General features: G+C 70.0%; 10 protein-coding genes. 2 read left to right on the top strand and 8 right to left on the bottom strand.

Annotated elements, in window-relative coordinates:
* Both ACFY16_RS28945 and ACFY16_RS28940 read left to right on the top strand, forming a co-directional pair.
* Positions 1–889 (top strand): acyl-CoA carboxylase subunit beta (locus tag ACFY16_RS28945; RefSeq protein WP_390650113.1); only part of this gene is annotated, 889 nt, incomplete at its 5' end.
* A gap of 57 nt (positions 890–946) precedes the next feature.
* Entirely contained in the window at positions 947–1,141 is a 195-nt protein-coding gene (locus ACFY16_RS28940) for an acyl-CoA carboxylase subunit epsilon (RefSeq protein WP_390650112.1), read from the top strand.
* A 173-nt stretch (positions 1,142–1,314) separates the two neighbouring features.
* Here the strand turns inward: ACFY16_RS28940 and ACFY16_RS28935 are convergent, their stop codons facing one another.
* The 8 genes from ACFY16_RS28935 to ACFY16_RS28900 form a co-directional block, all read right to left on the bottom strand.
* Positions 1,315–1,896: an ATP/GTP-binding protein gene (locus ACFY16_RS28935; protein WP_071369867.1), complete on the bottom strand. Its 582-nt coding sequence runs from the start codon at positions 1,894–1,896 to the stop codon at positions 1,315–1,317.
* Positions 1,877–2,461, bottom strand: coding sequence for a DUF742 domain-containing protein (locus ACFY16_RS28930; protein WP_390650111.1), 585 nt, complete (start codon positions 2,459–2,461; stop codon positions 1,877–1,879). The genes ACFY16_RS28935 and ACFY16_RS28930 overlap by 20 nt, the downstream gene beginning before the upstream one ends.
* 97 nt (positions 2,462–2,558) lie before the next feature.
* Complete coding sequence (locus tag ACFY16_RS28925; protein WP_004983065.1) at positions 2,559–2,972, bottom strand: roadblock/LC7 domain-containing protein; 414 nt, start codon at positions 2,970–2,972, stop codon at positions 2,559–2,561.
* A 10-nt stretch (positions 2,973–2,982) separates the two neighbouring features.
* Complete coding sequence (locus ACFY16_RS28920; protein WP_390650110.1) at positions 2,983–6,216, bottom strand: nitrate- and nitrite sensing domain-containing protein; 3,234 nt, start codon at positions 6,214–6,216, stop codon at positions 2,983–2,985.
* A gap of 378 nt (positions 6,217–6,594) precedes the next feature.
* Complete coding sequence (locus tag ACFY16_RS28915) at positions 6,595–7,170, bottom strand: ATP/GTP-binding protein (RefSeq protein ID WP_132855910.1); 576 nt, start codon at positions 7,168–7,170, stop codon at positions 6,595–6,597.
* Positions 7,151–7,546 (bottom strand): DUF742 domain-containing protein, encoded by a 396-nt coding sequence (locus tag ACFY16_RS28910; protein WP_351145026.1) that lies wholly within the window; start codon positions 7,544–7,546, stop codon positions 7,151–7,153. The genes ACFY16_RS28915 and ACFY16_RS28910 overlap by 20 nt, the downstream gene beginning before the upstream one ends.
* A gap of 112 nt (positions 7,547–7,658) precedes the next feature.
* Positions 7,659–8,072, bottom strand: a complete 414-nt coding sequence (locus ACFY16_RS28905; RefSeq protein ID WP_003993189.1) for a roadblock/LC7 domain-containing protein — start codon at positions 8,070–8,072, stop codon at positions 7,659–7,661.
* 9 nt (positions 8,073–8,081) lie between these two features.
* Positions 8,082–11,855, bottom strand: coding sequence for a nitrate- and nitrite sensing domain-containing protein (locus ACFY16_RS28900; protein ID WP_390650109.1), 3,774 nt, complete (start codon positions 11,853–11,855; stop codon positions 8,082–8,084).
* Between the last annotated feature and the right edge of the window lie 366 nt (positions 11,856–12,221).

Below are 12,221 nucleotides of genomic sequence, written 5' to 3'. Positions count from 1 at the left end.
GACGAGCGGCGTCTGCCACTTCGCGTACGACGACGAGGAGACCTGCATCGCCGAGGTGCGCTACCTGCTGTCGATGCTCCCGCAGAACAACCGCGAGAACCCGCCGCGCGTGGACTCCGCGGACGCCCCGGACCGCCGTGGAGAGGTCCTGCTGGACCTCGTCCCGGCGGACGGCAACCGCCCGTACGACATGGCCAAGGTCATCGAGGAGATCGTCGACGACGGCGACTACCTGGAGGTCCACGAGCGCTGGGCGCGGAACATCATCTGCGCGCTGGCCCGCCTCGACGGCCAGGTCGTCGGCATCGTCGCCAACCAGCCGCAGACCCTGGCGGGCGTCCTGGACATCGAGGCGAGCGAAAAAGCTGCGCGCTTTGTCCAGATGTGTGACGCTTTCAATATCCCGATCGTCACCTTCCTGGACGTGCCGGGGTTCCTCCCCGGTGTCGACCAGGAGCACGGCGGAATCATCCGCCACGGAGCGAAACTGCTGTACGCGTACTGCAACGCGACCGTGCCGCGGATTTCGCTGATCCTGCGCAAGGCGTACGGAGGTGCCTACATCGTCATGGACAGCCAGTCCATCGGTGCCGACCTCACCTACGCCTGGCCCACCAACGAGATCGCCGTGATGGGCGCCGAAGGTGCCGCCAACGTCATCTTCCGGCGCCAGATCGCCGAGGCCGAGGACCCCGAGGCCATGCGGACGCGCATGGTCAAGGAGTACAAGTCCGAGCTCATGCACCCCTACTACGCGGCCGAACGCGGCCTGGTGGACGACGTCATCGATCCGGCAGAGACGCGTGAGGTCCTCATCAGGTCCCTGGCGATGCTGCACACCAAGCACGCCGACCTGCCCTCCCGCAAGCACGGCAACCCCCCGCAGTAACCCGGCGGATTCTCCGCGGTACCCCCGCGGAAACCTCTCTCACGGAGACTGACAGCCATGAACTTCCCTGACATCCGCGTCGAGAAGGGCCACGCAGAGCCCGAGGAGGTCGCCGCCATCACGGCGATCCTGCTCGCCCGTGCCGCGGCCCGTGCGTCCACGGAGACTCCGGCGCACCGCGGCCGCGCGAAGGCCGGCTGGCGCCGCCTGGAGCGCGAGCCCGGCTTCCGCGCCCCGCACAGCTGGCACTGAGCCTCAACGACGAAGAAGGGCCCCTCTTTGAGAGAGGGGCCCTTCTTCGTCGTTGCACGGGCGCGGGGCTTGGGCTGTATCGATATGCCGCTCCGCCTGTGGGTGCGACCCGGCCACCGAGCACCCGTAGACGGCCTACGACCGTCCGAGGCAGCCCGGTGGCCGCAGGTCCACTACCGCAAGCGAGCCATCAACGCGTGCTCCACGAGAGTGATGAGCGCCGACTTCGCGTCCGCGCGGTGGCGGGCGTCCGTGGTGATGATCGGGGTGTCGGGGCCGATCTGCAGCGCCTCGCGGACCTCGTCCGGCTGGTACGGCTGGTTGCCGTCGAAGCCGTTGAGGGCGATCACGAAGGGCAGGCCGCTGTTCTCGAAGTAGTCGACCGCGGGGAAGCAGTCGGCGAGACGGCGGGTGTCCACCAGCACGATCGCACCGATCGCGCCGCGCACCAGGTCGTCCCACATGAACCAGAAGCGGTCCTGGCCGGGTGTACCGAACAGATACAGGATCAGGTCCTGGTCCAGGGTGATACGACCGAAGTCCATGGCGACCGTCGTGGTCGTCTTGTCCCCGGTGTGGGTGAGGTCGTCGATGCCTGCCGAAGCAGACGTCATGACGGCCTCGGTACGCAGCGGGTTGATCTCCGAGACGGCCCCGACGAACGTGGTCTTGCCCACGCCGAAGCCACCCGCCACCACGATCTTCGCCGAGGTGGTGGAGCGGGAAGGACCGCCGCTAGAGCTTGCGAAGTCCACTGAGCACCCTTTCGAGCAGTGTCACGTCTGGCTGGCCGCCGGCGTTCTCGTCGCCGCCGGGCTGATGGATGGCGACCAGTCCCGCCTCCGCCAAGTCGGCGACGAGGATCCTGGCCACGCCGAGGGGGATCGTGAGGAGGGCCGAGACCTCGGCCACCGACTTGATCTCTCGGCACAGGTTGCAGATCCGCTGATGCTCGGGCAACTGGCCCTGCATCTGGTGCGGAGATGCGGTGGTGTGCACCAGTGCCTCGATGGCGAGCTGGTACCGCGGCCTGGTGCGGCCGCCCGTCATGGCGTACGGCCGCACCAGAGGGTTGTTCGACGCCCCGGCAGGCGCGGCCTCGGGGGTGCGGCGCTGCGGCTGCACAGGCTGGATGCGCGGCGCCTGCGGCTGGTCGTACGGCGACGGACCGGGGCCCTGGGGACCCTGGGGCGCGTACGGCTGCTGGCGCCGCTGGCTGGGGGTGGAGGGGAAGTTGTACCGGTTCGGGGAACCGTCGCCCTGGCCCTGGGCAGGACCGTACGACCAATTGCCCGACGAACCGCCTGGGGGTGTTGCCACTTTCTCTCCTCCTCCGACTGCGCACTGGCACCCATCACTGTGGAGCCGCGTCCCGAAACCTTACGGCCCCGGGACGCCAATACGCACCGTCCGTCTGTTAGTTGAGAAGGCTCCCTTGGAGCTCCGCACGAAGATCGGGCGTCAGGACCGTACCGGCACGGTCCACAAGAAGGGCCATCTCGTACCCAATGAGACCGATGTCCGCCTCCGGGTGCGCGAGGACCGCGAGCGACGAACCATCGGAAATGGACATGATGAAGAGGAATCCCCGCTCCATCTCCACAACCGTCTGGTTCACGCTGCCGCCCTCGAAGATGCGCGAGGCACCCGCGGTCAGCGAGGTCAGACCCGACGCGACGGCCGCAAGCTGATCGGCACGGTCACGCGGGAACCCTTCGGACATCGCCAGAAGGAGTCCGTCGGCGGAGACCACCACCGTGTGGGACACCCCCGGGGTGTTGTCCACGAAGTTGGTGATCAACCAGTTCAGGTTCTGTGCCGCCTGGCTCATCGGGCTCACACTAACGCTCCTGGTTGTAGGTGCTGTCAGGACCGAAGCCCTGGCCGTTCGTTTCACTGCCTGCGCTGCGTCCGCGCTGGACGCCTCGACGCAGGTTGCTCAGCCTGCCCCGGACATCCTCCGGGGCGCGGGAGACCTGTGGGCCGCCCTGAGGGGTGCTCTCGGCGGCTCCCTCGACCAGGTTGGCCTTGGGTACCCGCCGCGGCAGGCCGGAGGAGGTGACCCCGCCCGCCTTGGGCTTCCGGAGCTGCGAGGCCTGCTGCCAGCGGTCGTCGTTCGCCGAACGCCAGTCGCTGCCGTTGCTCTCCGGAGCGGAAGCCGGGGCCTCCTGCTGCACGCGTCCCGCGCCGTTCGGACCGCTCGTGGCGGATCCGCGGCGGGGCAGCCCGGCGTCGGTCATCCGGTGGGCGGCGGAGGAGGCCGGTCCCGGCCGGTCGAAGCCTACGCGGTCCCGCTCACTCACGTCAGCGGCCTGCGAGGATTCCGCTTCCGGAGCGTACTGGCCCGAGTAACCGCTCTTGTAGCCGGTCTGCTGCGGCCAGTCGTCCTGGTAGGAAGGCTCTCCGAAGCCCGAGAAGGTCTCCGACGCAGCGGTGTTCGCCGTTGCGGGCTTCTCCTGGACGGGCTCCGCATAGGCGGGGTCCGGGTAGCCGCCGTTCAACGAGAAACCGTTGTTCTGCGGTTGGCCGCCGTTCGGCCCGAAGTACTGGTCGTCGTACGCCTGCTGCTGACCCTCGTACGTGGGCTGCTGGTCGTACGTGGCGGGCTGCTCGGTGTAGCCGGTCGTGCTGTTGTCGTAGGACGCCTGGCCGCTTTCGTAGGCGGTCTGCCGCGCGTCGAACTCCTCGCCGTACACGGAGTCGTCGGGGCTCTGCCGGCCTTCCTGGGGCTGCGCCTGGGTCTCCAGGGCCGCCCGGCGCTCCTCGCGCATCAGGGAACGGCCGACGGGGTCCAGATCCCGGATGTCGTCCGGGACCTCGGTGTAGCGGCTGTCGTCGAAACCGAGTTCGGCCGCCGTGCGCATCGGCTGCTGCTGGTTGAAGTCCTCACCCGGGTACTGCAGCTGCTGCCGCTGCTCCGGGATGATCTGCGAGACCGTGAACTCGTCGCGCTCGAGCTGCTGCTCGCCGCCACCGCCGTGGGTGATCGCGTCGGGCAGCATGACCAGCGAGGTCGTACCGGCCTGCTCGCCCGAGGGACGCAGCTGGACGCGGATGCCGTGCCGGTCGGACAGCCGGCCGACCACGAACAGGCCCATGCGCTGGGAGATCGCGGCGTCCACGGTCGGCGGGTTGGCCAGCTTGTGGTTGATGTCCGCGAAGTCCTCGGCGGTGAGGCCGATGCCCTTGTCGTGGATCTCGATCATGACTCGACCGTCCGGGAGACGGGTGGCCGTGACACGGACCTTGGTCTGCGGGGAGGAGAACGTGGTGGCGTTCTCCAGGAGCTCGGCCAGCAGGTGCACGAGGTCGGTCACGGCACGGCCGTGGATCTCGGCCTCCGGGACGCCGGAGAGCTCGATGCGCTCGTACTGCTCCACCTCGGAGGAGGCGGCGCGCAGCACGTCGACCAGCGGGACCGGCTGGTCCCAGCGGCGGCCGGGCTCCTCGCCCGCGAGGACCAGGAGGTTCTCACCGTTGCGGCGCATACGGGTCGCGAGGTGGTCCAGACGGAAGAGGTTCTCCAGCTGGTCCGGGTCGGCCTCGTTGTTCTCCAGGTCGGTGATCAGGGTCAGCTGGCCCTCGATCAGCGACTGGTTGCGGCGCGAGAGGTTGGTGAAGATCGCGTTGATGTTGCCCCGCAGCAGGGCCTGCTCGGCGGCGAGCCGGACGGCCTCGCGGTGGACCTGGTCGAAGGCCCGGGCGACCTCGCCGATCTCGTCCGTGGTGGTGATCGGGATCGGGGCGACGCGGGTGTCGACACGGCCGGGGTCGGTGCGCGAGAGCTGGTCGACCAGCATCGGCAGACGCTGCTCGGCGATGCCGAAGGCGGCGTTGCGCAGCTGGCGCATGGAGCGGCTCATCTGGCGGGCCACCATACCGGCCAGGATGAACGCGGCGAGCAGGGCGACCACGACGGCGGCACCGGTGATGAACGCGGAGGTCTTGGCGTCGTCGGCGATGGCGGACGCCTCGCTCACGGCCTTGTCGGCCATGTCCGACTCGATCTTGCGGTAGGCGTCGTACTTGAGGGTGTTGACCGCCCACCAGTTCTGCGCGGTGATGCCGTTCTCGGCGAGCAGGGCGCGCTCGGTGGTGTCCGTGCTCTGCAGCGTCGACAGGGCCGCGACCATGTCGGTCGGGTCGGACGGCGGGGCGACGTAGTCCGAGTTCTGGGCCTTGGCCTGCTGGACCATCGCCGCACCGTCGGTCTTGATCTTCTTCGTGGCCGCGTCGAGCTTGGCCGCGTCGGCCTCGGTGCCACCGCCGAGGTACTCCTCGACGGCGATGCCCTCGAGGTAGGCGTAAGAGGAGAGCGCGACGCGCTGCTTGGCGAAGTTCTCGGCCTTGGGGCCGGGCTTGATCAGCAGGTGCATGCCGATCGAGCGCTCCAGCGACAGGGCGGCCTTGGTCAGCGAGATCGCGTAGACGGTACGGCCGTAGCTGGTGATGTTTCCGGTGCCCAGACCGAGCTCGTTGGCGAACTCCATCAGCGGGTGGGCGACCTTGGTGTAGCCCTCCTCCGTCTGCACGGCGGGGAGCTTGGAGGTGTACGCGGCCGCGCGGATCGTCTGGAGCTTGGGCTCCTCCTCGCGGAACAGCTTCAGCCGGCGTTGCAGACCGGACGTGTCCGGCATGCTCTGCGCGGCCTGGTCGAAGGCGTCCGCGGCCTCGTCCGTCGCCTTGCGGACGGCGGTGACGGTCTTGTCGTCCTGGCCCTTGCCCTCGAGCAGGGGCTCGGCCGAGGAATCACGCTCGAGGTAGAGGGCGTCGGCGTAGGCGAGGGAGGCCCGGACCAGACGCGCGGTGTTCTCCGCGTCCTGGGCCTCCTGCCAGGTGTCGATCGAACTCTTCACCTGGAAGCCGCCCATGACGAGGCCGACCATCACGGGTATGAGCAGGATCGCGTTCAGCCGGGTGGGCACCCGCCAGTTGCGCGGAGAGAGACGGCCGCCGCTCTTGGGGGGCGTCGCCGTCGGCTCCGGGCCTGATATGGGGGCGGGCGCCGCTCCGCGCGGCGGCGGGGTGAAGTTGCCCCGTGCCGCCGGCTCGGGACTGCTCTTGCTTCGCCTCACTCGACCAACAACCTCTCGGCGGTCGGCACCTTCGTCGTGCCGCAGTGAATCAGAGCCCGGTTCGCCATCGACTGGTGAGTACGTCATTGACCATTGGGCAGTTCAGGCATTCCAGCACGTGGACCTGCGCTCTTCCAAACAGTCGGAAGCACCGGTTCCGAGTGATGTAAGCCCCAGATAAAACGGTCATAAAGAGCGAGCCCCGTCAAAAGACGGGGCTACCGTGCGCGCAGCGAGACCGGTTGACCGCGACGCGTGGCGATACCACTCGATTCCTCTGCCGAAACGTTATGAACACCGGAGCCGACCGTGTCAAAGGCCACAGCCGACTCCGGCCACGTCTACGACAACTTCCGTAGGGCACTTCCGACTTGAGAGTTACCTCAGCCGGGCCATCAGTGCGTGCTCCACCAGCGTGATCAGCGCGCTCTTGGCATCCGCGCGATGGCGGGCGTCCGTCGTGATGATCGGGGTGTCCGGTCCGATCTGCAGTGCCTCACGGACCTCCTCCGGCTGGTACGGCTGCTGACCGTCGAAGCCGTTGAGGGCGACGACGAACGGCAGACCGCTGTTCTCGAAGTAGTCCACGGCCGGGAAGCAGTCCGCCAGCCGCCGGGTGTCCACCAGGACCACCGCGCCGATCGCGCCGCGCACCAGGTCGTCCCACATGAACCAGAACCGGTCCTGGCCCGGCGTGCCGAACAGGTACAGGATCAGGTCCTGGTCGAGCGTGATGCGGCCGAAGTCCATGGCCACCGTGGTGGTGGTCTTGTCCCCGGTGTGGGTGAGGTCGTCGATGCCCGCGCTCGCGGACGTCATCACGGCCTCGGTGCGCAGCGGGTTGATCTCGGAGACGGCGCCCACGAACGTGGTCTTGCCGACGCCGAAGCCGCCGGCCACCACGATCTTCGCGGAGGTGGTCGCCCGGCCTCCGTCAGAGCTTGCGAAGTCCACTGAGCACCCTTTCGAGCAGTGTCACGTCCGGTGCGCCGGTGGACTCGTCGCCGCCCGGCTGGTGAATGGCGACCAGACCGGCCTCCGCGAGGTCCGCGACGAGGATCCGGGCCACGCCCAACGGCATGGCCAGGAGCGCCGAGACCTCGGCGACCGACTTCACCTCACGGCACAGGTGGCAGATGCGCTGGTGCTCCGGGAGCAGCCCCATGAGCGCTGCCGGGTCGGCCGTCGTACTGATCAGCGCTTCGATGGCGAGCTGGTAGCGCGGCCGGGTCCGGCCGCCGGTCATCGCGTACGGACGAACCAGCGGCTGGTCGCCCTCGTCCCCGTACGGCTCCGCGTACGGATCATGAGAGGCGGTGGGCGGGGTCATGAATCCTCCGGGCGGGACAGCAGGTCGGTCAGTCGTGCCGTCTGACGGGGGCCGGTGGGGGGATTGTGGCGGCCGGACGGTGATTTGGTGAGACGGGTGGATCCGGGGCCGGTCAGTGGAGCAGACTTCCCTGGAGTTCGGCGCGCAGGTCGGGCGTGAGTACCGCGCCCGCGCGGTCGACCAGGAGTGCCATTTCGTAGCCGACGAGGCCGATGTCGCACTCGGGGTGTGCGAGGACGGCCAGGGACGAGCCGTCCGAGACGGACATGAGGAACAGGAACCCGCGTTCCATCTCGACGACCGTCTGCGCCACGCTGCCCCCCTCGAAGATCCGGGAGGCCCCGGCGGTCAACGAGGTGAGCCCGGACGCGACGGCCGCGAGCTGGTCGGCGCGGTCCCGCGGGAATCCTTCGGACATCGCCAGCAGGAGGCCGTCGGCGGAGACCACCACTGTGTGGGACACCCCGGGGGTGTTGTCCACGAAGTTGGTGATCAACCAGTTCAGGTTCTGTGCCGCCTGGCTCATCGGACTCAACTAACGCTCCTGCTGGTGAGTGGGGCTCGGGAAGCCACCGGTCTGACCGTTGCCGGCCTGGCGACCCTGCGCGATACCCCGACGGAGATTGGTCAGCCGGCCGCGTACGTCGTCAGGCGCACGCGAGACCTGCGGACCGGTTTGGTGCTGTTGCTGCTGAGCCGTGCCCGGGACGAGGTTCGCCCGGGGCACCCGGCGCGGCAGGCCTGAGGTGGTGATACCGCCCGCGGCAGGCTGGCGCACGCGCTCCGCCTGGCGGACCAGCTCGTCGTTCGGCGAGGTGCGCCAGGAGGCGGGCGCCGGACGCTGCGGAGCAGCGGGCGCCGGCGTCTGTCGCGGAGCCGGAGCCTGCTGCTGCGGAGCCGGAGCCGAGCCGTTGGGCTGCGGCTGGCCCTGCTGGCCGTGGAACCAGTTGGTCTCCAGCGTGTCGTAAAGCGGGGTACGACCGTCACCGGGGCCCGTGGCCGGGGGCAGCGCCTCCGGCTGGGGGCGGCCGGGCCGCTGCGGCGCGCCGAAGTCGGCGCCGCCGGCCTGCGGCCGCTCGAACTGGCCGGTGTTCTGCGGAGCCGTGGGCGCCGGCCGGCCCGGCAGGGCGTGCTGGCCCGTGGAGCTGTTGTCGTAGGCCTGCGGAGCGGCGAACTGGCCCGTGGAGCCGTTGTCGTACGCCTGCGGAGCCGCGAACTGGCCCGTGGCGGACGGGTTGTTCGGTCCGGCCGGTGACTGTCCGGCCGACGGGCCGAAGACGTCCGGGCGGACGAAGGAGCCCGTGTTCTGCTGGCCGGTCATGTTCTGCCGACCGCTCGGGTCCTGCGGGCCGTTGGCGCCGGGACGGGCGAACTGGCCGGTGTTCTGGCCGGTGTTCGCGCCGGGGCGCGGGGCGTCGAAGTCAGGCCGGGCGAACTCGGAGGTGCTGCCCGGCCCCTGGCGGTCGTCGATCCGCGGCATGGGGGCCGTCCGGGAGACGTCCGGCTCCTCGTGCCCGCGCGGGGTGTCCAGCGAGGCACGCGGCACCGGCGGCTGCGCGTTCTCGTCGCTCCAGCTCGGCGTGCGCTGCTGTGTGTCGCTGCCCGGCAGTTCGGCGCGCGGTCCACCGCGCCCCGGCAGCTGCGGCCGACGCGAGCGACGGCCCTGCTGCTGCTCGGCGTCACCGTTCGAGCGCTGCGGCGGTACGGGACCACGGTTGCCGCCGCCGAAGGCGTCCTGGCGCTGACCGTCCCCGAAGCCCTGCGGCGTACCCGTGCCCGCGGCCTGCAGGCCCTGCGGGGCACCCGGCGCCTGGCCGAAGGCACCGCTACCGGCACCCGCACCGGCCGGAGCCGGCCGCCCCTGGGGCTGCTGAGGCTGCTGAGGCGAACCCGGACCCTGCGGTCCGCGCGCTCCACCCGGGGCGCCGGGACGGCCGCCCGTACCCGCCCCGGGAAGCGCGGCCCGCGGACCCGGCCCGGCACCGAGACGGCCACCGCCGCCGGCCTGAGCACCGGCGCCGAGGGCACCACCGGGCGCACCGCCCGGAGCACCGGCACCGAGGGCACCGCCCTGACGGCGGGCCGCGGCCACACCGGCGGCTGCCTGCGCGGCGGCCGGACCGCCGTTCGCGCCGGCCCCCTGGCCGGGCTTGGGCTGGGGCTTCTTGCCGCCCTGGGCGACATCGACCGGCAGCATGACCAGCGCGGTCGTACCACCGGAGTCGGACGGGCGCAGCTGGATGCGGATGCCGTGGCGCTGCGACAGACGACCGACCACGAACAGACCCATGCGGCGGGAGACGGAGACGTCCACGGTGGGCGGCGAGGCGAGCCGCTCGTTGATCGCGGCGAGGTCCTCGGGGGAGAGGCCGATGCCGGTGTCGTGGATCTCGATCAGGACGCGGCCGTCGGGCAGCGCGTGACCGGTGACCTTGACCTTGGTCTGCGGGGAGGAGAACGAGGTCGCGTTCTCGAGCAGCTCGGCGAGCAGGTGCACGAGGTCGTTGACGACCCGGCCGGCCACCTCGGTGGTCGGCACCGAGGCCAGCTCGATGCGCTCGTACTGCTCCACCTCGGACGCGGCGGCGCGGAGCACGTCGACCAGCGGGACCGGACGGGTCCAGCGGCGGCCGGGCTCCTCACCCGCGAGGACGAGGAGGTTCTCACCGTTACGGCGCATACGGGTCGCGAGGTGGTCGAGCTTGAACAGCGAGGACAGCTGGTCCGGGTCGGCCTCGCGGGACTCCAGTTCGGAGATCAGCGACAGCTGGCGCTGGATCAGACCCTGGGAGCGGCGCGAGAGGTTGGTGAACATCGCGTTGACGTTGCCCCGCAGCAGGGCCTGCTCGGCGGCGAGGCGGACCGCCTCGCGGTGCACGTCGTCGAAGGCCGCGGCCACCCGGCCGATCTCGTCCCGGGAGTGCACACCGACCGACTCCACGGACGTGTCGACGTCCTGCGGGTCGGACTCGGACAGCTGCTTGACCAGTTCGGGCAGCCGGTCCTGGGCGACCTTGGTCGCGGTCTCCTGCAGGCGGCGCAGCGAGCGGATCATGGAGCGGGCCACGACGAAGGCGCCGACCAGCGACACGCCGAGGACGACGAGGATCAGCGCACCGGAGATGATCGCGTCGCGCTCGGTGGCGCTGCGCAGCTCGCGGGCCTTCTGCTCCATGTCGTCGAGCAGCGTGTGCTCGATCTGCTGCATGCCCTTGATCTTGGTCGAGCTGGCGTCGAGCCAGTCCATGTAGGACTGCTTGTCCAGCGACTCCAGACCCTTCGACTTGCTGAACGCGCGGGTGGCGTAGGTGTCGCTCGCCTCGATCGTCGAGTTGCCCTGTTCGATGGGCTTGAGGAGTTCCTCGGCGCCCGCGTCGCCGTAGATGCTCCGGAAGCTGCTCAGCTCGGAGTCCTGGCTCTCCAGTGCCGCCTGGGCGTACAGCCGGTCGTTCTCGGAGAGCGTGCCGAAGGTGGTGTTGCCCGCCGGCAGCGCCGCGCCGAGGACCGCGCGCTGCTCGGACGCGTACTCCTTGGCGGAGGAGAAGGCCGCCAGGGCGCGTGTGCGCGAGATCATCTCCGGGTTGCTGGTCGCCTCCGCCATGTCCTGGGAGAGGTCGAGCAGGTGGGAGATGAGGCGGTGGTAGGCCTCGACGGTCTGTGTGGCGTTGCCGTCGGCCTCGTACGCGGTCGAGCGGATCTTGCTGAGGGTGTTCAGGTCCCTCTGCAGACCGACCAGGCTGTCGCGGACACCCTGGAGGTTGCCGTCCTTGCTGGCGTCGTCGATCTCGTCGGAGGCGTCGAGGAAGTTGAGCATGGCCCGGTCCGTCTTGTCCCGGTAGCCCTCGACCGTGTATTTGGCCGCCTTCGCGTCGTGCGCCAGGGGACCGGACGACTGGTCGCGCTCCTCCTGGAGCGCGGACGCCAGCTCGGTGGCCTGCTTGGTCATCTCCGTCAGCAGCTTCATGTTGTCGAGCTGCTGGATGTCGTCCATGGACTGGTTGATGCGCACCGCGCCCAGCGTGGTGGCCGCGACCACCGGCAGCGCGAGCAGCGACACCAGACGGGTCGAGATGCGCCAGTTGCGCAGCGCCACGCGCGAGCCGGGACCCGTGGGGCCCTTCGGCGGCTTGACCACAGGCGTCGGGTCCGTCGACGCGGACGCGCCGGGGCGCCCGGGGCGCTCACCGCCGTCGCCGGACGGGGCCGAGCCCGGGCCCTGGGCGTGCTGGGGCGAGGAACCGCGGTCGGTCCCGCCGTGCGGCTCCGGCTCCGCCGAAGCACTGCCATCCCTCTTGAAACGTCCCTGCACTAGCGTCGCAACCTCTGGACCAGGCGCCCCTCCGCGTGAACGGAAGGACACGGTGTCGGCGTCATAGGAGCGCCCTGAATACGCCCCTGTGGTGGTCGTGAGTAACCGGCGCCGGCTCCCCCTTCCAAGCCGCCACTCGGCGCTGCGTAGCGCCCCCTGTGCGCCGGCTCGATCCTGCGGCGGTCCGTGGAATTCCAGCACAGTGCCGGATCTCCAACAAGGCCCGTGGGTCAGGCCGCGACCTCCATGACAGCGTGTGAGTGACGCGTTACGCGGCGTGGAATGTGTTCCCCCTTATAACGGACAAACGGCCGCGAGTTGTCAGGCCGGAGGAGGTGTCCCAGTCGCCATGATCAGGAGCGGAAT

This window comes from Streptomyces sp. NPDC001315 (assembly GCF_042896175.1).
In the GTDB taxonomy this organism is placed as follows: Bacteria; Actinomycetota; Actinomycetes; order Streptomycetales; family Streptomycetaceae; genus Streptomyces.
This window is presented reverse-complemented; position numbering and strand designations above follow the sequence as displayed.